The following is a 20,716-nucleotide window of genomic DNA, read 5'->3' on the forward strand; positions in this document are numbered from 1 at the left end:
ATTATGATTACAAATATTTTATTTTTGGTACTTTTGATTTATGCCGTTTTTATTGGACTTTTGATTTATGGTCTCATTAAAGTGAATACAATTGATTATATTGGCTTACAGCCAAAAACAAAATTCTCAATTATCGTTCCTTTTCGGAATGAAGCTGAAAATTTACCCATTCTATTAGACAGTTTGTCGAAGCTGAATTATCCGATGGAATTGTTCGAAGTGATTTTGGTCGATGATGAATCGGAAGAAGTGTTCAGTGTCCCGTGCTCATTGTTCCGTGTTCGGATAATAAAGAACATTCGGATTTCAAACTCACCCAAGAAAGATGCAATTGTAAATGCGATGCAAATTGTAAATGCAGACTGGATTATCACCACCGATGCCGATTGTGTAGTTGATAAAAACTGGTTATTGACCTTGGACAATTACATTCAGCTCCATGATGTGGCGATGATTGCCGGGGCAGTAACGTATGATTGTGGCAATTCATTTTTGCATCATTTTCAGCAATTGGATTTGGCGAGTTTACAAGGCGCAACCATTGGGAGTTTTGGTATTAACAAAGGATTTATGTGCAATGGCGCCAACTTTGCGTACACGAAATCCTTTTTCCAAAAACTGAATGGCTTCGAAGGAAATGACAGCATTGCCAGTGGCGACGATGTGTTCCTGTTGCAAAAAGCGATTGCAAAATCCCCTGAAAAGGTGCATTATCTAAAATCTCGAAATACTATTGTCACCACAAAGCCATTGAACAATTGGAAATCATTATTCCATCAGCGCGTTCGCTGGGCCTCTAAAACAAGTTCGTATCAAAGTACTTTCGGGAAAGGATTGGGACTGTTAGTATTTGCGGGGAATTTGTGTTTGGTGATAGGCGCTGGGTGTTGGGTGTTGGGCGTTATTCCGTTTCTAAATATAGTTTTACTGTTCCTTTTAAAATTTCTTGTTGATGCTGTTTTGATATACGAAACCAACTCTTTTTTAACCAAAACCAAAATACGTTATTTGATTTTGAGCAGTTTGTTTTATCCTTTTTTTAGTACAAGCGTGGCTTTGTATTCTGTGTTTGGAAAATACGAATGGAAAGGCAGAAGATTTTAGAATCCTGATCCGAGCCAAAAAGTAAATACTAACGTAATCTGAAATCAAAAATAGCTACTCTTCATTCGAAAATCCTTTTAAGAACTACTCTACTTTGAGAATCACCGGAAGAATAAATTGTATTTTTACGGGAATACCGCGCTTTATAGCTGGGTTAATTTTTGGAAAATCAACTAAACGAACTTTAAGAATACTGTCAATTTTGATTTTGTCATAAGCCACGGAATCTTTGGGAAACTGCGGCTCAAATTGCATCGTTGCATTTGGAAAAACCGTGACCTTAACTTCAATCGTATCCAGTTCCGGATAAAGAATTGCAAGGGTATCCACACTCAATTTCTCCTGAATCAGCTGGGTTAAAACATCAAAAAAACACTGTTGGCGTTGCTTTTTATCTTCTATTTTTTCACAATCTACTACTGATGGGTATTCATCGACTTCTTTCCAGTTGATGGATTTCAGTTCCTTTTGCAACAATTCTTTTTCCGAGGGAATTTGCTTGTCTAAGTATTGACAGGAATTAAAAAATATAAATACTAAAAAAAGGTAATTCTGCTTCAAGGTTTTGTGTTTGAATTGGACTAATATTCTATAAAAATACAATTATTTTTTTTGAGATGCTTTCGAAAGCAAATAATCTTCGTAGTTTTCAGCAAACCATTTCTTTTTGATCGCAGCGGCAATTTCTTTTTGATCGGAATACGAAGCCACCAATCGATCTGGAAGAACAGCAGTTTGGATTGTATATTTATAAAATTCCTCCTAATTCAATACCGAGTTTGGGTCTGATTTTTTATCGAAAAAATCAAAAAAAGCGCATCAAACTCTTTCAAATAAAAATTCAATACTTTTGAGTGTTCAAAATTAGTAAAAATAAATTTATGGATGTACTGCTTTTGGTTCTTGGTTTTATGTGTATGATTTTAGGCGTTTTTGGTAGTTTTTTACCGGTTCTGCCCGGACCTGGCATCAGTTGGGTTGGATTGGCATTACTGTATTTCACAAATGCTGTTCCGGTAAATTATTGGATTTTAGGAATTACTTTATTGATCACCGTGATCTTGTCGGTTTTAGATTACGTGATTCCGGCAAAGGGAACTAAGCGATTTGGCGGAAGCTCCTATGGTATTTGGGGCACTAACATCGGATTGATTGTGGGTATTCTTGCTCCTGTCCCTTTTGGATTCATTATCGGCCCTTTTGTTGGTGCGTTGATAGGTGAACTTATTTATGATTTTAAAGGCCATAATCGAGCTTTGAGAGCGGCTACAGGTTCCTTTATAGGGTTTCTGGCATCCAGCTTTATGAAATTTGTGGTTTGCGTGATGTATTTAGGATTGTTTGTGTGGATTGTCTGGAATTATAAATCTGAGTTATTTTAAGGGAAATACGAAATGAAAGGCATGTATGCTAACCCACTGAACTCCCAAACCTGCTACATTTAAATCAAAAAAGCTATCCACAAAGTGGAAAGCTTTTCATTGGTCTAACTACTAAACCCGCTACGAGTTACAAATTCGCAGCAAACAACACAACTAACGTTAAAAACCTTTTAGGGGCAAAAAAGCCTTTCTGTTACGAAAGGCTTTCCCCAATATTGCGGTCTGGACGGGACTAATCTATGTGTTTTGTTATCAGTAATCTAAGTTGTTTTACTTTTTTATGTTTCCGAATTGTATGTCTATTTTATTGATTTAATAATGGCTATATCTTTTTGTTTTAATCAAAAACTACATCTTCATCAATTATTTCTGCAACATTCGTTGTGGGTAAAATATACTGATTAAAGGGTGTGTCTTCTGTTTTAGAGTGTAAAACTCCTCTAGTTGTACCAATTGTAAGCATTGCCATATGAGCGACAAAATTTTTTGGAAAAATCATTTTACCTTCCTTGGCAAAACTTTTCCATGCGGAATTATCAATTTGAAAAAAACAACTTACCTGAATACTCATAAATGGTTTTTGCTTCATTTCAAAAGTAAATTTCGTTGTAACTGAAAATCTTTTGTCATCCGAATTTAAGCCAAAAGTTAAGTTGGTATTCAGTTTAATTTTACCTTTTTCAGAATGATTTTCTGGAAATAAAGCAAACTGCTCAGTTTTTATCTGAATTAAGCTGAAACTAATTTTATTATTATCTTCCATTACATTGCCTTTTCTAAAGGTTGAAAAGTTGTTTGATTTAATATGTTATAAACAACTTTCATATTTGAACCTTCTTTTTTCTTAAAATTACTCAATGGTTTACTATATGAATTGCCAGTTGAAGCCAAATCTTCCGACCAACTTTCTTGAATTGCTTTTATATTTTCTGCTTTAATTTCAATTTCATTTACTGACTTGTAATCAATAATTTCCATCAAGACAATTCCTAATGCGGTTTCTAACTTATCAACCGTTTCAAAAGTCATGTTTTCTTGGCCTTTGACAATTTTATTCACATGCTGTGCAGAAACGTTCATTTTTTCTGCTAAATCTTTTTGTGACCAACCTTTGTCTTTTAATGCTTCAAGAACATTAACTGCTACTTTTGCTGATTGATCTAATCTTTTTTTGTTGGTTTTATAATGGTCCAACTTTGCAAGAAAATTAGATGGTTCATTACTTACTAATTTTGCAAATTTTTCTAATCTTTCGTTTTGTGTCATGGCTTTAAATTTCAAACGTTTCAAAATCATCTTGGTCTAGAATTCCTTCTTCTTTTAGATAATTTCTAACGTCATTCAATTTTAGTAATTCTTTTTGTAAATGTGGTCTGTCATTCATCGTGCCTACGAGCTTTATTGCTCCTCCGGTAACTATGAATGTATTAGGTGCTATTCTAATGGCGTATATACGTAACCATTTCTTCTGGCTGTTTGTTTTGGCTTTTTCTTGTTGAAGTTCTTTTTGAGAATAGTCACCGTCTCGTAACGGTTTAAAAGCTAATGATAATGTTTCGTCATTACTTTTTGTTCCAGAAATTGCCAATTCTTTGAGTCTTTCAAATAAAAATAAGGCTTCATCCCTTGTGTATGAAATTGCTTGTTGAATGCTGATAGTTTTTCCATAATAACCACTATTCAAATCGTTTTGATGCAAAGTGAAAAAATCGTGTAAATATTGAGGGTCTAATAACCATTGGTCGATACATTTAGTTGCTTCATCTTCTGGTTCTCCTGGAAGGTGAATAGAAAATAATCCCTGCTTATTTTCTTGGGCAAATATAGGAACTATTTTCATAAAATCAACTTATAGGTTTATTTTTTAGCAAAATTATATGATTTTACAATACTATGGAAACTTAGTTATTAACATAAAATCTTGTTTCTTCCTCAATTACATCTTATGTTATTCGCAAAGACTTTAAAAACAATAGGTTGTAGGCTATTTGTAACATCCTCTTTGTTTTCCTAAAAAGGTTATTTATTTCTATCTGCTTTACCCGATCATAGCATTCTCACTGATTTTTTCTATTATGCTGATTACTTTATGAGCATCGCCATCATCAAAAACCCCTAATAAACCATTGTCATTTGCATTTGTAAATGGTGATTCAAAGAGCATACTAGGCTCTATGGTGCCGTTTTTAGTAAGGTACGAAATGATGTTTTGAATAAAGGTTTTTGGTCTGCTCTTAAGTTTCCATTGCTTAGAAAGTCTGCAAAAGCATCTTGTGCTGCTTTTACATCTAGACCAATAATACTTCTAATGAATATGCCAAGTGGTTCTTGTCCGTACTCCTTAACAAAATCCTCTCTTGTACCTCTTTCCACGCCATCAAAAAGTAAATCTTCTAATAGGATGCACACCTAAAAGTGAGCCTTTTTCCTCCTGAGATTGAGAAATTTTAGCCGTTAAGAAACAGCCATTAAATCAAAAAAGCTATCCACAAAGTGGAAAGCTTTTCATTGGTCTAACTACTAAACCCGCTACGAGTTACAAATTCGCAGCAAACAACACAACTAACGTTAAAAACCTTTTAGGGGCAAAAAAGCCTTTCTGTTACGAAAGGCTTTCCCCAATATTGCGGTCTGGACGGGACTCGAACCCGCGACCCCATGCGTGACAGGCATGTATTCTAACCAACTGAACTACCAAACCTCTGCGTTATTGCGGTGGCAAAGATACAATAGATTTCCGTTTACGCAAGTGTTTTTTGAAAAAATAATTGATAAAAAACCGTACTATCACCCAAAGTTTTGTTTTTCAACCAAGTACGTCAGTACTATTTTTTCAAAACTTTCATTCACACTCACCGGAATGTACTTTATTCGGTTTTGAGAGCACGTTAAAGCCAACTTATTGAAGTACATTTCTACTTGTTTTTCATATTCCTCCTTCACATTATCGGCAAAAACTGCTACTTCCTCTCCTGTTTCTATATCAATAAACTTTCGCGGGGCGTTATCAAAGTCAAAATTAAGCTCTGTTTTATTGTCAACAACATGAAACAAAACCACTTTATGCTTGTTGTGTTTCAAATGTTGTAAGGCATCAAACAGCGCTTTTTCATTACCGGATTGAAACATATCGGTAAATACAATAATCATCGAACGGCGGTGGATTTTCTCGGCTATTTGATGCAAGAAAGTAATTGCATCCGTACTTTTAGTAGTCGCAGATTTCTCTAAAAGTCCTTCAAGCGCATTCAAAATCATTCGATGGTGGCGATCACTGCCTTTTTCAGGCGCGTAGTACTCGTAACTGTCCGAAAACACACTTAGCCCCACAGCATCACGTTGCTTCTTCAAGAGATTCATTAATACTGCCGAAGCCAAAACTGAAAAACCAATCTTATTCTCAAAAAAATTCTGATTCTCTTTCAATTTCGGATAATGCATCGATGAGGAATTATCAATGATAATATGACACCGCATATTTGTCTCTTCTTCAAATCGCTTGACGTACAAGCGTTCCGTTTTGGCAAACAACTTCCAATCAATATGTTTGGTACTTTCGCCTGCGTTATACACTTTATGCTCCGCAAATTCAGCCGAAAATCCATGAAACGGACTTTTATGCATTCCAGAAATAAATCCTTCCACCACTTGATGCGCCAGCAATTCCAGATGCTGGAAACTAGAAATTTTCTCTATTTGCGATTCGATCTTCATATCCCAAATATATTAAAAGATTGAACGATTTAAAAATTAAACTATTACAGAAACTCAATTTAGGAACTGAAATAAATTCAGCTTAAACAAAAAAAAGGCTTGACTCTCGCCAAACCTTTTCTCTGAATCCAGTACAGATCCTATATAAATCATAATCTACTGATTACAACAATGCGTCTAAACTATCCGCGTAGGTTTGCTTTGGAGCAACTCCTACTTGCTTTCCTACTACTTCTCCGTTGTGAAAAACCAAAACAGTCGGTATATTTCTTACTCCGTATTTGGCAGCAAATTCTTGATTTGCATCCACATCTACTTTTCCTATCACTACTTTTCCTTCGTATTCCGTACTCAATTCATCAATGATTGGCCCTACCATTCTACACGGCCCACACCAAGCAGCCCAAAAGTCCACCATTACCGGTTTGTCAGATTTCAAAACCAATTCTTCAAAATTCGCGTCTGTTATTGCTAATGCCATACTATTTTATTTAATGTTTATCTTTTGAATGTTTAAAATTTTAAACTAAAGTACAAATTTAGAAATTAAAAACAAATCAAACACTATTCCTGAATTAGTTTTGACTATTAACACATTGCCAATTCTTATTCAATACATTCAGTGTGCCTCCATTTATTACTTATTTGGAGCTATTTCCTGCTGTACGCTGTATTCCAGATTAACAAAAACTACGGCTAAAAAAGCCTTGTTTTTCTAAATCGGGAGATGCCGCTCCCATCAGGGCTAGGGGTTTCCTGAAAACTAGAATATTTATTCCTAAAAAAAGACCGTCATTTCAGATAGTCTTTTTAAAAAATCTAACTTTTTGTGTTTATAAACTGTATTTTACTCCAAGTGTTAATCCCAATCCGCTGATTCCAACATAAGAACTCAGCTCATCCGTAGGTCTGGAAGTATCCACGGTATTAAACTGAGCGTTATTAGAGTTACTGTCTAAACGGTCTGAATAATTCGAATGTATCTGAGATATTGTACGCGTATTCAATCGATCTACTCCATTAACCGTAAATTCTGTTGTTTCTTTATCTTTTCCATGAACAGTAAAGTTACGGTATTCCAATTCTGCAAAAGCCGAAAGGTTTTTGGCCAATTTATACGAAGTCCCTAACGCCGCTTGAAAACCTACTGTAGGATTTGGCTTGATGACATCCTTGCTAAATACATTTACACCAGCGCCAGCAACGGCATTTGTTTCAATCGTCAAATCCCCGTGAACAGGCACAATTACCCCAACTTTAGAGTAGGTTTCAAATCCTTTTACTTCTCCCAGAAAAAACACAATTGCAGGAGCTAAATCAAAAGCTCTAATTTGCCCAACGGATCGCAGTGTTGTAGCGCCATCATCGACTCTTTTGACCATTGTTTTATCCGTACTATTATAATAATTGATTCCCATTTCCAGACCCAAACGATCCGTAAAACGGTATCCAACACTGCCAGATGTGCGGAAGCCTTCTCCAAAAGACCCCGTAACACTCTCCTCTGAAACTAAATCGCCTCCTACATAAACTGTACTTAGTGCAGACTGGCCTCCAACAGTAGGGAATTCAGTTGCGGCTGTCTGAAGAAAATAGGATCCTCCTAATTTAAAATACCAACTTTCCTTTTTTTCCGTTTGCCCTATCACAATCATAGAACAAAACATAAATCCAAATAAAAATAAATTCTTTTTCATGATTATTGTTGTTTAATTCACACAAACATAATGTAAATTTATCCAACGATTCCGGGCTTTTTAGGCCGTAAAAAGCGCAAACAATAGTTCTGTCAAACGCCAAGCTAAATTTTTACTGTGCGCGCATAATTTTAACAAAAACAACACTAAAAAAAATTAAATTTAACTGTTAAAAAATCAGTTTAACTTAAAATTAATTTGCATTTTTTCCAGTTCAACCAACAATTCATTTGAAATTTTCACTTTCAATTTTCTGCTTGGCATGGTCAGCTTAGTCACTACTTTTATTTCTTCTACTTCAGTTGCCGTACTAATTTCGGGATTTCCTGATTCTAGAGAATCGGTTTCCTCATTTTCGTCTACAAAAACGGCTTCTTCATTTTCCGGAAGTACCACCACATTTTCTACTAATCGCTTTATTTTTTCCAACTCCATAATTTCAAAAGCTACAGTATTATCGCCTTTGTTTTCTTGAAAAATATGATTTAACTTATGGATAAATTCCGCCTCTAAATCATTAATATTCAACAGTAAAATTAGCTTTTTAGCAAATGTAGTCAGGACATCCTGCAGGTATTGCACCAGCACAAATTGTAATCTTGGATCCCCTTTTTTTCCAGTATCCCGATCCGTCCAGCCTTCCTTGACCATTACTTTCATGAACGTAAAATTATTCTGAATCAGAAAATGGCGAAACTTCAAATACTCCTCCCCAAAAATCCGAAACTCATAACTTTCATCGTACCCTTCTAATGTAAATATGCCCCAGCCTTTTCCGTTTTTGGCAACACGATGTTGTACATTATTGATAATCCCCCCAAAAGTCAAATTTTTACTGACATGCAATTCCATGTTCTTGAGTGCTTCTAACTTGGCATTGCAAAAATATTTCATTTCAAATTTGTAATCGTCCAGCGGATGCCCAGAAATATAAATCCCCACCACTTCTTTTTCTTTGGCTAATTTTTCCATTGTGCTCCAATCCTCACAAGGCGGAACAACAGGTTCTTCAATTTGCACATCACTACTTTCGCCAAACAAACTTACTTGAGCTGAATTTTCATTTTCCTGAAATTTAGCTCCGTACCGAATTGCTTTTTCGTAAAAGGTAATTCCATCGCCATCATCATGAAAATATTGTGCTCTAGTAGTTCCTAAAAACGAATCGAAACCACCCGCCAAAACCAGATTCTCCAATGCTTTTTTATTGGCCGCACGCAAATCAATCCGTTTGGTCAAATCAAAAATAGATTTGTATTTTCCGTCTTTTCTATTTTCCACAATCGTAGCCACAGCGCCAGAACCTACACCTTTTACAGCTCCCATCCCAAACCGAACCGCATAATCATCGTTTACCGTAAATTTATAAAACGATTCATTCACATCCGGTCCTAAAACCTGTAATCCCATGCGTTTGCATTCTTCCATAAAGAAAGAAACTTGCTTGATATCACTCATGTTATTGGACAAAACCGCAGCCATATATTCAGCCGGATAATTCGCCTTCAAAAATGCCGTTTGGTAGGCAATCCAGGCATAACAAGTCGAGTGTGATTTATTAAACGCATATTCTGCAAAGGCTTCCCAGTCTTTCCAGATTTTCTCCAGTTTATCTTCAGGATGCCCTTTGGCCGCAGCCTGACTGATAAATTTAGGTTTCATTTTATCCAAAACATCCTTTTGTTTTTTTCCCATCGCTTTACGCAAAACATCCGCATCCCCCTTTGAGAAATCCGCTAGTTTCTGGGACAAAAGCATTACTTGTTCTTGGTAAACGGTAATTCCGTAGGTGTCTTTTAGTAATTCTTCGCAGGCGTCAAGGTCATAAATAATTTCCTCTTCACCGTTTTTTCGCTTGACGAAACTTGGAATATAGGCAATTGGCCCCGGACGATACAAGGCATTCATGGCAATCAAATCGGGAAATACTGTAGGCTTTAATTCCTTCATGTATTTTTGCATTCCCGGACTCTCATATTGAAAAATTCCTACAGTTTCTCCACGCTGGAAAAGCTCGTAGGTTTTCAAATCATCAATAGGAAACTCATCCGGGTTCAGGTCAATTCCAGTTCTGTATTTTACTAATTTAACCGTATCTTTTATCAGAGTAAGGGTTTTCAAACCCAAAAAGTCCATCTTTAACAAACCGGCACTTTCCACCACCGAGTTATCAAACTGGGTCACATACAAATCCGAATCTTTGGCGGTTGCTACAGGAACAAAATCAGTAATATCACTTGGCGTAATAATGACACCACAGGCGTGAATTCCTGTATTTCTAAGATTCCCTTCTAAAACTTTGGCTTGCTGAATGGTTTCTCCGCCCAAATCATCTTCATTAGCAAGTCCTATTAATTCTTTTATTTTATCATACTCTTCGGGACGAACGGCCTTCTTAATTACATCGTCCTTTTCATTTAAAAAACGAGCTAAATTCCACTTAGAAGGCATCATTCCCGGAATCAATTTGGCTATTTTATCGGCTTCAAACAAAGGTAAATCCAATACACGAGCAGTATCTCGAATCGCTGATTTGGTAGCCATTTTACCATACGTGATAATTTGCGCCACCTGTTTCGAACCGTATTTACGGATCACATAATCCATTACGCTACTGCGTCCTTCATCATCAAAATCGATATCAATATCGGGCAAAGACACCCGATCCGGATTCAGGAAACGCTCAAAAAGCAGGTTGTACATCAAGGGGTCAATATTGGTAATCTTCAAACAATACGCCACCACCGATCCCGCCGCAGAACCCCTTCCCGGCCCTACAGAAACGCCCATGCTTCTCGCCTCAGCAATTAAATCCTGCACAATCAGGAAATATCCTGGATATCCTGAATTAGATATCGTCAACAATTCAAAATCAAGTCGTTCTTGAATTTCTTCGGTCATTACGGGATATCGTCTTGTTGCTCCTTCAAAAGTAAGGTGCCTCAAATACGCATTTTCTCCTCGCACCCCACCATCAACAGCATCTTCCGGATTATTAAATTCAACCGGAATTTCAAATTTTGGCAATAAAACTTCCCGTGCCAAATCGAAAATTTCAATTTTATCCACAATCTCCGAAATATTTGAAATTGCTTCGGGCAAATTTGCAAAAAGTTGTTTCATTTCGTCTCCCGACTTGAAATAATATTCCTGATTGGGCAATCCGTACCGATACCCTCGACCACGACCAATAGGAGTGGTTTGCTTTTCGCCATCACGCACACAAAGCAAAATATCGTGCGCATTCGAATTTTCCTTATCTATATAAAAGGTATTGTTTGTCGCTATAATCTTGACATCATGCTTTCTGGCCAATGAAATCAAAGACGCATTCACCCGATTTTCATCTTCCTGATTATGACGCATCACCTCAATGTAAAAATCTTCCTTGAATTCGTTTTTCCACCAAAGCAAAGCTTCTTCAGCTTGGTTTTCACCAATATTTAAAATCTTATTTGGAATTTCACCATAAAGATTTCCGGATAAAACAATAATATCTTCTTTGAATTCCTGAATGACTTTCCTATCGATTCTTGGCACATAATAAAAACCTTCGGTATACGCAATGGAAGACATTTTAGCCAAATTATGGTACCCTTTTTTGGTCTTCGCCAAAAGTACTATCTGGTAACCATTGTCTTTAATTTTTTTGTTTTTATGGTCCTCACATACAAAAAATTCACAACCTACAATAGGTTTCATCGGAACTTCAGTAGGTTCATCCCCATTTTCAATCGCCTCTTTATTCTTGGCTTCAGCCACTTTATTATGATATAAAATATCGCGGACAAAATGAAAAGCACCCATCAAATTCGCATGATCGGTCATGGCAACTGCCGGCATTTTTTGTTGTGCCGCCGCTTTTACCAATGCTGCAATACTGATCGTCGATTGCAATACCGAAAACTGCGTATGATTATGCAAATGCACGAAAGGCGCATCAATAAGTACTTTTTTATTCTCTGAAAGTTCTGCTTTCGAAACTGTCGGCGCTTGTTTTTCGCCAAACTGCTGACGAATTTTATCGGACGCTTCCTTTAGATTAATATGTTTTAAACCTATGAGTTTAATCTCACTTGGATTCTTGCTTTGAAAATCTTGAAAATAACTGCCCGGAACGTCGAGCTCCTCTTTTGTAAAAACATCACGACGAACTAACTCTAAGAAACAACGCGTAGTTGCCTCCACATCGGCAGTGGCGTTGTGCGCTTCACCGAAAGGTTTATTAAAAAGATACGAATGCAATTCCGTTAGCGTAGGCAGTTTAAATTTACCGCCACGGCCACCTGGTAATTTTAATAACGAAGCCGTAACTTCTGTACAAGTATCCAGAATTGGCATCGAGCTCATTTGGCTCTCCACTCCCATTCTGTAAAATTCGCACCCCATAATATTGATATCAAAACCTAAATTCTGACCCACTATAAATTTAGCTTTACCTAAAACAGCATTGAACTTTTCTAGCACTTCTGCCAACGAAATCCCATCGGCTTCCGCCAATTCTGTAGAAATACCGTGAATTCGTTCGGCATCAAACGGAATATTAAACCCTTCGGGCTTGATCAAATAATCCTGATGCTCAATCAGTTTACCCATATCGTCGTGCAACTGCCACGCGATTTGAATACATCGTGGCCAGTTATCCGTATCTGAAATGGGTGCGCCCCAACGTTTTGGTAATCCTGTGGTTTCGGTATCGAATATTAAGTACATAGCTGGATTTGAAGAGTTTGTGATTTTAAAAAATCGCGAAAAATGAATTTCAAATTTAGTTTTTTTAGAGTAGAATAGAAGTAAATTATCAACAAAAAACAAAATTATTTTCCAAGGCTATTCTCCTATTAAAACTACGATCACTTTCAACAAATCAGTTTGATTGCATCTTATTAAAAGATAAAAAGACGACATATTGCTTTTTTGGATGTCGTAGTATTTCATCAAAAAAAAACAATGAAATACCGCTAAAAAAAATGTTGTTTACTACGAAAACCATTTTGAAAAACAACTGTCACAAAAGTGAATTAGTGAATTTAAAATTAAAAAAAAGTTACTTTTCATACCATTTAATTAAATATTCGTAAATATAACTGCATTTAAGAAGCCTAATTTAACGATTCAATAAACATCAAAAAACTCAACAAATTGATTTTTTATTAGATCTAAATAAAAAAGTACCGTACAAAAAAAAAGTAAAAAGACAAAAATCAACAAAGAAATATCCGAATGGGATTTTGGGTATCGTATATAATGGAATATTGATACGTAAAGCCTTGATTGTTTTTTTAGCTTTGTCTTTATTGTTATCATCGTAGCCTTTTGGGCTATAAACAAAACACATTAAAACATATTAAAATGAGTACTACATTATTTGACAAAGTATGGGATTCGCACGTGGTGCGCAAAATTAAAGACGGACCAGACGTATTTTTTATTGACCGTCATTTCATCCATGAAGTTACTAGTCCTGTAGCTTTTTTAGGTTTAAAAGAAAGAGGAATTTCAGTATTATATCCAGAGCGCACTTTTGCTACTGCGGATCACAACACCCCAACTATAAATCAACATTTACCGGTTGAAGACGCATTGTCTGCCAATCAACTCAAAGCATTAGAAGAAAATGCTGCTGAATACGGCATTAGCCATTGGGGTTTAGGAAATCAAAAAAATGGAATTGTTCATGTGGTGGGTCCTGAAAACGGAATTACCTTACCCGGAGCAACCATTGTTTGTGGTGATTCACATACATCAACTCACGGAGCTTTTGGCGCCATCGCTTTCGGAATTGGGACGTCTGAGGTTGAGATGGTACTTTCTACCCAATGCATTATGCAACCTAAACCTAAAAAAATGCGCATTAATGTTGCCGGTAATCTTCAATTTGGGGTTACTCCCAAAGATGTGGCACTTTATATTATATCTAAATTATCGACTTCAGGGGCTACCGGCTATTTTGTGGAATATGCAGGTGAAGTTTTTGAACACATGACCATGGAAGGCCGTATGACCGTTTGTAATTTAAGTATCGAAATGGGTGCTCGTGGCGGAATGATCGCTCCAGACCAAACTACTTTTGATTATTTAGAAGGACGTTTGTATACTCCAAAAGGGGATGCTTGGAATAAAGCAGTAGCCTATTGGAAAACATTGAAAACAGATACTGATGCCAAATTTGATGAAGAAATCAACTTTGAAGCATCGGATATTGAACCTATGATTACCTACGGAACAAACCCAGGAATGGGACTGGGAATTTCTAAAAGCATTCCAAACTCAAAAGACGTTGCCGAAGGAGAAGAAACATATGCAAAATCTTTAGGATACATGGGATTTCATCAAGGAGAAGCCATGATTGGAAAACAAATTGATTACGTTTTCTTAGGAAGTTGTACCAATGGTCGAATTGAAGATTTCAGAGCTTTTGCCTCCATTGTAAAAGGACGCCAAAAAGCGGATAATGTTACCGCTTGGCTGGTTCCAGGATCACATGTCGTAGAAGCACAAATTAAAGAAGAAGGAATTCTTGAGGTATTAACCCAAGCTGGTTTTGTTTTGCGTCAGCCAGGATGTTCCGCTTGTTTAGCAATGAATGACGACAAAGTTCCTGCCGGAAAATATGCGGTAAGTACTTCCAACAGAAACTTTGAAGGACGTCAAGGACCTGGCTCAAGAACGTTGTTAGCAAGTCCGTTTATGGCTGCTGCTGCCGCTGTAACTGGAGTTTTGACAGATCCTAGAGAACTTCTTTAAAAGAATTCAGATTGAAGATTAACGATTTTTGATTGCAGATTTCGTTAGTGTCAAAATCCAATTTGAATTTTTAAAATCCAGATTAAAATAGTAAAAAAATAAAAATAGTAGCGATTAAAGATTTATTTTCAAAACAGGAAATCAAAAATCTAAAATCGTTAATCAAAAATCAAAAATCAAATGGCTTACGATAAATTTAATATTCTTACCAGTAGCGCAGTTCCGCTTTCTATCGAAAATGTAGATACGGATCAAATTATTCCTGCTCGATTTCTAAAAGCAACCGAACGTGTTGGTTTTGGCGACAACCTTTTCCGTGACTGGAGATACAATAATGACGGAACTCCGAAAGCTGATTTTGTACTGAATAATCCAATCTACAGCGGAAAAATTCTTGTTGGAGGCAGAAATTTTGGTTCAGGTTCCTCAAGAGAACACGCTGCTTGGGCGGTTTACGATTATGGTTTTAGATGTGTGGTCTCTAGTTTTTTTGCTGATATTTTTAGAAATAACTGCCTGAATGTTGGCGTCTTACCAGTTCAGGTTAGTGCTGGATTTGCAGAAAAAATATTTAAAACTATCGAAGAAGATCCAAAAACGGAACTAGAAATTAATCTTCCAGAACAAACCATTACCATTAAAGCAACTGGCGAAAAAGAATTTTTTGATATTTCGGGTTATAAAAAAGACAATATGATCAATGGTTTTGACGATATTGATTATTTGCAAAATATAAAATCAGAAGTGGTGGAATTTGCCAATCAACTTCCTTACTAAACATAATCCGAAAAGGTATTGGCTAAAGATTTTCTTTGGGTTCTCCCCGAAGCAACTGTTTTTAGTTTTTGATAAAAACAAGATATCCCGATTTCTGATTCATGAAATCGAAATCGAATCCCATTTATAATGAAAAAAAGAAAAATTGAAATAATGGATACGACGCTCCGTGATGGTGAACAAACCTCCGGAGTCTCCTTTTCTGCTGCAGAAAAATTAACCATTGCACAATTATTACTGGAAGAGCTTCATATTGACCGAATCGAAGTTGCTTCGGCTCGTGTAAGCGAGGGTGAATTTCAAGGAGTGAAAGGAATTATGGCTTGGGCCGAAACAAAGGGATACAGCAGCCGAATTGAAGTTTTAACCTTTGTAGACGGCGGCCTTTCTATTGAATGGATGAAAAATACCGGAGCTAAAGTTCAGAATTTACTAACCAAAGGATCGCTCAACCACTTAACCCACCAGTTAAAAAAAACACCCGAACAACATTTTTCTGAAATTGCGCAAGCCATAGCCTTAGCTCAGGAAAATAATATTGAAACCAATGTATATCTGGAAGACTGGAGTAACGGAATGCGTAATTCCCCTGAATATGTATTTCAATATTTAGACTTTCTAACTAAGCAACCGGTCAAAAGAATCTTATTACCGGACACTTTAGGGGTTTTAATCCCTTCTGAAACTTTTGAATTTATTGCAAAAATTATAACGAAATACCCTGATACTCATTTTGATTTTCATGCGCACAACGACTACGATTTAAGTATCGCCAATGTAATGGAAGCCGTAAAAGCTGGTATTCAAGGGCTTCACGTAACTGTTAACGGGATGGGAGAACGGGCTGGAAATGCACCCCTTGAAAGCACTGTTGCGGTAATCAATGATTTCTTACCCGAAATAGAAATTGGCGTAAAAGAATCTTCGTTATATTCTGTTAGCAAATTAGTAGAAACGTTTACCGGATACAGAATCCCTGCAAACAAACCTATTGTGGGCGACAATGTATTTACACAAACTGCTGGTATTCATGCCGATGGTGACAATAAAAACAACCTGTATTTTAACGATTTACTACCGGAGCGTTTTGGCAGAAAAAGAAAGTATGCCCTTGGTAAAACCTCTGGAAAAGCCAATATCGAGAAAAATCTTCAAGAATTAGGCCTTCAATTAAACCCTGAGGATTTAAAGTTAGTTACCCAAAGAATCATTGAATTAGGAGATAAAAAAGAAACCGTTACTAAAGAAGACTTACCCTATATTATCTCTGATGTTTTGGACAGCCAAACCTATCAGGAAAAAATTGTTGTTGAGTCCTATATATTATCTCATGCAAAAGGCATGCGTCCATCGACTACTTTATCTTTAAAAATAGATGGTGAAATCATTGAAGAGCACGCACAAGGAGACGGACAATTTGATGCTTTCATGAATGCATTGGCAAAAATATATAAAAGCAAAAACTTAGAATTGCCAAAACTGATTGATTATGCCGTACGAATTCCACCAGGAAGCAGTTCTGACGCCTTATGCGAAACCATAATCACCTGGACAAATAATGAAAAAGAATTCAAAACCAGAGGGCTGGACTCTGACCAAACAGTTGCCGCAATTATAGCAACCCAAAAAATGCTGAACGTAATCCCAGCCCTCCACGAAGGTGAGGGAGCCAAGCCGAAATTGGAGCTTGAAAATTTGAAATAAAATTAAAGAAATACAACACAAACTACAAACCCAATCCTTCAACACCCAGTCTCCCTTTCCTTTGGAGGGAGCTGGGAGGAGGAAAACACAATTAATATGAAATTAAAAATAGCCCTTTTAGCCGGAGACGGAATTGGACCAGAAGTAATCCATGAAGCCGTAAAAGTTTCGGATGCGATCGCTAAAAAATTCAACCATGAAATCATCTGGACTCCTGCACTTACAGGAGCTTGTGCCATTGACGCCGTAGGAGTTCCTTATCCTGATGAGACTCACGAAATTTGTATGGCTGCTGATGCTGTTTTATTTGGAGCCATTGGCCATCCAAAATACGATAATGATCCAAGCGCTCCGGTTCGTCCAGAACAAGGTTTGTTATTAATGCGTAAAAAACTAGGGCTGTTTGCTAATGTTCGCCCAACATTTACATTCCCCTCTTTGATTGACAATTCTCCTTTAAAAAGAGAGCGTATTGAAGGAACTGATTTAATCTTTTTAAGGGAACTTACCGGCGGAATTTATTTTGGAGAAAAAGGAAGAAAAGACGGTGGTGAAACAGCGTTTGACACTTGTACCTATACCAGATCAGAGGTAAAACGTTTAGCTAAAAAAGGTTTTGAACTAGCAATGACTCGTACTAAAAAACTATGTTGTGTAGACAAAGCCAACGTAATGGAAACTTCTCGTTTGTGGAGAGAAACCGTACAAGCAATGGAAAAAGACTATCCCGAAGTTACGGTAAGTTATGAATTTGTGGATGCCGTAGCGATGCGTTTAGTACAATGGCCAAATTCATATGATGTCTTGATTACAGAAAATTTATTTGGAGATATTTTGACTGATGAAGCTTCAGTGATATCCGGATCAATGGGATTAATGCCTTCTGCATCCGTTGGAGAACATACTTCATTGTACGAACCCATTCACGGATCCTATCCACAGGCCACAGGCCTAAATATTGCCAATCCATTAGCGACCGTATTATCTGCTGCAATGATGTTTGAAGATGCCTTCGGCTTAAAAGAAGAAGCGGCTGCGATTAGAGCTGTAGTCAACAAATCACTCGAACAAGGAATTGTAACTGAAGATTTAGTTGCTAAAGGGGCTAAGACATACAAAACTAGCGAAGTAGGTGACTGGTTAGTTGCTAATTTGTAAAATCCAACCCCCTTTCCTCTGGGAGAGGGCTGGGGTGAGGAAACAAAAAAGGTGTCAATTTACATTGACACCTTTTTTTATAGTTGTAGAGAAAAATATTAATATCCACCTCTGTTTCCACCACCACGGTTTTCTCCACCACGGCTGTTTCCACCACCATAACCACCGCGAGATTCTCCACCACGACTGTTATTGTTAAAACTTCTTCTTTCACCTTCTGGTTTAGGCTCCGATTTGTTTACAACGATTGCACGTCCTTGAACAGTAGCACCATTCAATTCATCAATAGCCTTTTGAGCTTCTTCATCATTTGGCATTTCAACAAAACCAAATCCTTTACTTCTTCCAGTGAATTTATCAGTAATAATTTTAACTGAATCAACTGCTCCATAAGCCTCGAAAGACTCTCTTAAATCTGCTTCCTCAATACTGAATGGAAGACTTCCAACAAAAATATTCATATGTTCTTATTTAAATAATAAAACAAATGTACTGCTATTTTTTTTGCAATCTACTATAGATTAGCTTATTTATGTTTTTATTTTAAATTCAAAAAGAAAATGAAGCTACTAAAATACCCAACTCCTGCAATTTAAGAATCTTAACCGTGTGAATTTAGGGAACCCGCAGACTTACCGGAACCTTATAAAATACGCCTTGTTGAAAATTCAAAACAGTCCCTGCTGATGGGTTGCCATTTGCATTTTCTGCACTAAATTTAAAAGTACCTGTAACCGTAAGACCCTTCTCATCATAATCAGTAATTACTATTTGCCCGCTACCCATGTCAATACCTGTTGCAAATGAAACATCGCTTCCTCCAGTCAATACGTAAACAGCTGTCTTGGAATTACTGGTTCCCAATGGATACACTTGAGGTGATATGGAGGTTGTCTTCAAAGTCAAAACCTCATTTCCAGTAAACCCTTCAATTACTAGTGAACCATCAGAAGCTAAAGTCGCTTTGGAAGCTGTCGCTCTCCAAAACACATTGTCTTTCCTTCCTTGTAAAGAAGGAGTATTAAAACTCACCTCTTCCGCACATGAAATCATTAAAAAAAGTACCCCTAGAAATATCAAATGTTTTTTCATAAAACCTTCTTTTACTAACAAAAATAGGGCATTAATGCTAAAAAAAACATAACAGGACAAAAAAATACGAATCAAAACCACCTACAGTGCACTGCCACAGATTAAAACCACAATCCAATTAGTATTTATCAATAAAAAAGGTATCTTTGCACCCTTAATTAACAGAGGTCGAGTACCTCAAAATTTAATCACAAGATTATGTCAGTAAAAATTAGATTACAAAGACACGGTAAAAAAGGAAAACCTTTTTACTGGGTTGTAGCTGCAGATGCACGCTCAAAAAGAGATGGTAAATACCTAGAAAAAATTGGTACTTACAATCCAAACACAAACCCAGCAACTATCGACTTAAACCTTGATAGTGCAGTAAAATGGTTGCACAATGGTGCTCAACCAACAGATACTGCTAAAGCGATTCTTTCTTACAAAGGAGCTTTATTGAAACATCACCTTGACGGTGGTATCCGTAAAGGAGCCTTAACTCAAGAACAAGCGGATGCTAAATTAAATGCTTGGTTAGAGGCAAAAACTGGAAAAGTAGATGCTAAAAAAGACGGCTTAACAAAAGTGCAAGCGGATGCTAAAGCTAAAGCTTTCAAAGCAGAACAAGATGTGAATGCAAAACGTTTAGCTGCAGCTGCTCAAGCAGAAGCTGACGCTATCGCTGCTGCAACTCCAGCTGTTGAAGAAGAAGTTGCTGAAGCTGAAGAAGCTCCTGCCGCAGAAGAAAATAACGAAACAACTGAAGCATAATTTTAGAAGGCGACTATGCGTAAAGAAGATTGTTTCTATTTAGGTAAAATCGCTAAAAAATTTAGTTTCAAAGGGGAAATTCTAGCCTATTTAGACACGGACGAACCTGAGTTATATGAAAACTTGGAATCAGTGTTTGTTGAATGTAACAAACACTTGGTTCCTTTTTTTATTGAAAGTAGTTCGCTGCACAAAAACGATTTACTTAGAATTCGTTTTGAAGACATGACTACCGAAGAAGAGGCAGACGCCATTATAGGTAATGCCATCTACCTTCCTTTGAAGATGTTGCCGAAACTTAGCGGCAATAAATTCTATTTCCACGAAGTAATTGGTTTTGAAGTTGAAGACAAACGTCTTGGTGTTGTTGGAAAGATCGAATCCATTAATGATACCACTGCCCAACCCCTTTTTGAAGTCCTCAACGGTGATGTCGAGATTCTTATCCCCATGATTGATCTTTTCTTGGTTAAAATTGACCGTGAAAACAAAAAAGTTATCATGGATCTACCAGAAGGACTTATTGAGATGTACCTTTAAATTAGTGTTCAGTATTCAGTTTTTAGTGTTCAATTCCTCAAAAATCGT

Annotated in this window: 20 protein-coding genes and 1 tRNA gene; 8 read left to right on the plus strand and 13 right to left on the minus strand. The window is 36.8% G+C overall.

All coding sequences use genetic code 11. The annotated features are described in order from the left end of the window. The first annotated feature begins 3 nt into the window (after positions 1–3). Positions 4–1,104 carry a glycosyltransferase gene (locus EKM03_RS11475; protein WP_126740446.1) on the plus strand — a complete coding sequence of 367 codons (1,101 nt, stop codon included), beginning with the start codon at positions 4–6 and terminating at the stop codon, positions 1,102–1,104. 84 nt (positions 1,105–1,188) lie between these two features. Here EKM03_RS11475 and EKM03_RS11480 read toward each other — a convergent pair whose 3' ends face one another. Then, positions 1,189–1,665, minus strand: coding sequence for a hypothetical protein (locus tag EKM03_RS11480; protein WP_126457504.1), 477 nt, complete (start codon positions 1,663–1,665; stop codon positions 1,189–1,191). A 320-nt stretch (positions 1,666–1,985) separates the two neighbouring features. On the opposite strand from EKM03_RS11480, the gene EKM03_RS11485 reads away from it, so the two are divergent. Then, entirely contained in the window at positions 1,986–2,486 is a 501-nt protein-coding gene (locus tag EKM03_RS11485; RefSeq protein ID WP_126562142.1) for a DUF456 domain-containing protein, read from the plus strand. Between the two features lie 337 nt (positions 2,487–2,823). Here EKM03_RS11485 and EKM03_RS11490 read toward each other — a convergent pair whose 3' ends face one another. The 10 genes from EKM03_RS11490 to dnaE form a co-directional block, all read right to left on the minus strand. Continuing rightward, complete coding sequence (locus EKM03_RS11490; protein ID WP_126457506.1) at positions 2,824–3,249, minus strand: hypothetical protein; 426 nt, start codon at positions 3,247–3,249, stop codon at positions 2,824–2,826. Continuing rightward, the gene (locus tag EKM03_RS11495; RefSeq protein WP_158616371.1) at positions 3,249–3,752 is read right to left on the minus strand and encodes a helix-turn-helix transcriptional regulator; all 504 of its coding nucleotides are present in this window, start codon (positions 3,750–3,752) and stop codon (positions 3,249–3,251) included. Before EKM03_RS11495 ends, EKM03_RS11490 begins: the two co-directional genes overlap by 1 nt. Positions 3,753–3,756: 4 nt before the next feature. Next, entirely contained in the window at positions 3,757–4,326 is a 570-nt protein-coding gene (locus tag EKM03_RS11500; protein WP_126457508.1) for a hypothetical protein, read from the minus strand. Positions 4,327–4,524: 198 nt separating this feature from the next. Then, a complete protein-coding gene (locus tag EKM03_RS15100) occupies positions 4,525–4,701 on the minus strand; it encodes a hypothetical protein (RefSeq protein WP_233579263.1) in 177 nt (58 codons plus the stop codon). Then, positions 4,659–4,895 carry a hypothetical protein gene (locus EKM03_RS15105; RefSeq protein ID WP_199739561.1) on the minus strand — a complete coding sequence of 79 codons (237 nt, stop codon included), beginning with the start codon at positions 4,893–4,895 and terminating at the stop codon, positions 4,659–4,661. Before EKM03_RS15105 ends, EKM03_RS15100 begins: the two co-directional genes overlap by 43 nt. Before the next feature lie 218 nt (positions 4,896–5,113). Beyond that, positions 5,114–5,187, minus strand: a tRNA-Asp gene (locus EKM03_RS11510). An 86-nt stretch (positions 5,188–5,273) separates the two neighbouring features. Beyond that, positions 5,274–6,200 carry a DUF58 domain-containing protein gene (locus EKM03_RS11515; protein WP_126740447.1) on the minus strand — a complete coding sequence of 309 codons (927 nt, stop codon included), beginning with the start codon at positions 6,198–6,200 and terminating at the stop codon, positions 5,274–5,276. A 163-nt stretch (positions 6,201–6,363) separates the two neighbouring features. Beyond that, a complete protein-coding gene (gene trxA, locus EKM03_RS11520) occupies positions 6,364–6,681 on the minus strand; it encodes a thioredoxin (RefSeq protein WP_126454285.1) in 318 nt (105 codons plus the stop codon). Positions 6,682–7,033: 352 nt separating this feature from the next. Next, positions 7,034–7,897 carry an outer membrane beta-barrel protein gene (locus EKM03_RS11525; RefSeq protein ID WP_126740448.1) on the minus strand — a complete coding sequence of 288 codons (864 nt, stop codon included), beginning with the start codon at positions 7,895–7,897 and terminating at the stop codon, positions 7,034–7,036. Positions 7,898–8,074: 177 nt separating this feature from the next. Then, positions 8,075–12,610 (minus strand): DNA polymerase III subunit alpha, encoded by a 4,536-nt coding sequence (gene dnaE, locus EKM03_RS11530; protein ID WP_126568971.1) that lies wholly within the window; start codon positions 12,608–12,610, stop codon positions 8,075–8,077. 639 nt (positions 12,611–13,249) lie between these two features. Here dnaE and leuC point away from each other — a divergent pair. The 4 genes from leuC to leuB all read left to right on the plus strand — a co-directional run bounded on the left by leuC (position 13,250) and on the right by leuB (position 18,283). Then, positions 13,250–14,644: a 3-isopropylmalate dehydratase large subunit gene (leuC, locus tag EKM03_RS11535; protein WP_126740449.1), complete on the plus strand. Its 1,395-nt coding sequence runs from the start codon at positions 13,250–13,252 to the stop codon at positions 14,642–14,644. 180 nt (positions 14,645–14,824) lie between these two features. After that, positions 14,825–15,421, plus strand: coding sequence for a 3-isopropylmalate dehydratase small subunit (gene leuD, locus EKM03_RS11540; protein ID WP_126457513.1), 597 nt, complete (start codon positions 14,825–14,827; stop codon positions 15,419–15,421). A 129-nt stretch (positions 15,422–15,550) separates the two neighbouring features. Beyond that, on the plus strand, positions 15,551–17,125 hold the full coding sequence (locus EKM03_RS11545; RefSeq protein ID WP_126740450.1) for an alpha-isopropylmalate synthase regulatory domain-containing protein: 1,575 nt from the start codon (positions 15,551–15,553) through the stop codon (positions 17,123–17,125). 96 nt (positions 17,126–17,221) lie between these two features. After that, the gene (leuB, locus tag EKM03_RS11550; RefSeq protein WP_126740451.1) at positions 17,222–18,283 is read left to right on the plus strand and encodes a 3-isopropylmalate dehydrogenase; all 1,062 of its coding nucleotides are present in this window, start codon (positions 17,222–17,224) and stop codon (positions 18,281–18,283) included. Positions 18,284–18,381: 98 nt separating this feature from the next. On the opposite strand, the gene EKM03_RS11555 is transcribed toward leuB, so the two are convergent. Together EKM03_RS11555 and EKM03_RS11560 are read right to left on the minus strand one after the other, a co-directional pair. Then, entirely contained in the window at positions 18,382–18,744 is a 363-nt protein-coding gene (locus tag EKM03_RS11555; RefSeq protein WP_126454296.1) for an RNA-binding protein, read from the minus strand. 154 nt (positions 18,745–18,898) lie between these two features. Then, a complete protein-coding gene (locus tag EKM03_RS11560) occupies positions 18,899–19,375 on the minus strand; it encodes a DUF6252 family protein (RefSeq protein WP_126740452.1) in 477 nt (158 codons plus the stop codon). A gap of 198 nt (positions 19,376–19,573) precedes the next feature. Here EKM03_RS11560 and EKM03_RS11565 point away from each other — a divergent pair, with 198 nt between their 5' ends. Beyond that, positions 19,574–20,128, plus strand: coding sequence for a 30S ribosomal protein S16 (locus tag EKM03_RS11565; RefSeq protein WP_126454300.1), 555 nt, complete (start codon positions 19,574–19,576; stop codon positions 20,126–20,128). A gap of 15 nt (positions 20,129–20,143) precedes the next feature. Further along, positions 20,144–20,668 (plus strand): ribosome maturation factor RimM, encoded by a 525-nt coding sequence (rimM, locus tag EKM03_RS11570; protein ID WP_126457515.1) that lies wholly within the window; start codon positions 20,144–20,146, stop codon positions 20,666–20,668. Positions 20,669–20,716 lie beyond the last annotated feature (48 nt).

The sequence above is a fragment of the Flavobacterium sp. GSP6 genome, assembly GCF_003984855.1.
Classification (GTDB): Bacteria; Bacteroidota; Bacteroidia; order Flavobacteriales; family Flavobacteriaceae; genus Flavobacterium.

Excerpts from the sequence above, each read along its gene's own strand:
- EKM03_RS11495 (WP_158616371.1), bottom strand. The coding sequence starts at position 3,752 with ATGACACAAAACGAAAGATTAGAAAAATTTGCAAAATTAGTAAGTAAT.
- EKM03_RS11515 (WP_126740447.1), bottom strand. The coding sequence starts at position 6,200 with ATGAAGATCGAATCGCAAATAGAGAAAATTTCTAGTTTCCAGCATCTG.
- EKM03_RS11485 (WP_126562142.1), top strand. The coding sequence starts at position 1,986 with ATGGATGTACTGCTTTTGGTTCTTGGTTTTATGTGTATGATTTTAGGC.
- EKM03_RS11565 (WP_126454300.1), top strand. The coding sequence starts at position 19,574 with ATGTCAGTAAAAATTAGATTACAAAGACACGGTAAAAAAGGAAAACCT.
- trxA (WP_126454285.1), bottom strand. The coding sequence starts at position 6,681 with ATGGCATTAGCAATAACAGACGCGAATTTTGAAGAATTGGTTTTGAAA.
- EKM03_RS11490 (WP_126457506.1), bottom strand. The coding sequence starts at position 3,249 with ATGGAAGATAATAATAAAATTAGTTTCAGCTTAATTCAGATAAAAACT.
- leuB (WP_126740451.1), top strand. The coding sequence starts at position 17,222 with ATGAAATTAAAAATAGCCCTTTTAGCCGGAGACGGAATTGGACCAGAA.
- EKM03_RS11545 (WP_126740450.1), top strand. The coding sequence starts at position 15,551 with ATGAAAAAAAGAAAAATTGAAATAATGGATACGACGCTCCGTGATGGT.
- EKM03_RS11525 (WP_126740448.1), bottom strand. The coding sequence starts at position 7,897 with ATGAAAAAGAATTTATTTTTATTTGGATTTATGTTTTGTTCTATGATT.
- EKM03_RS11475 (WP_126740446.1), top strand. The coding sequence starts at position 4 with ATGATTACAAATATTTTATTTTTGGTACTTTTGATTTATGCCGTTTTT.
- leuD (WP_126457513.1), top strand. The coding sequence starts at position 14,825 with ATGGCTTACGATAAATTTAATATTCTTACCAGTAGCGCAGTTCCGCTT.
- rimM (WP_126457515.1), top strand. The coding sequence starts at position 20,144 with ATGCGTAAAGAAGATTGTTTCTATTTAGGTAAAATCGCTAAAAAATTT.
- EKM03_RS11500 (WP_126457508.1), bottom strand. The coding sequence starts at position 4,326 with ATGAAAATAGTTCCTATATTTGCCCAAGAAAATAAGCAGGGATTATTT.
- EKM03_RS11555 (WP_126454296.1), bottom strand. The coding sequence starts at position 18,744 with ATGAATATTTTTGTTGGAAGTCTTCCATTCAGTATTGAGGAAGCAGAT.
- dnaE (WP_126568971.1), bottom strand. The coding sequence starts at position 12,610 with ATGTACTTAATATTCGATACCGAAACCACAGGATTACCAAAACGTTGG.
- EKM03_RS11560 (WP_126740452.1), bottom strand. The coding sequence starts at position 19,375 with ATGAAAAAACATTTGATATTTCTAGGGGTACTTTTTTTAATGATTTCA.
- leuC (WP_126740449.1), top strand. The coding sequence starts at position 13,250 with ATGAGTACTACATTATTTGACAAAGTATGGGATTCGCACGTGGTGCGC.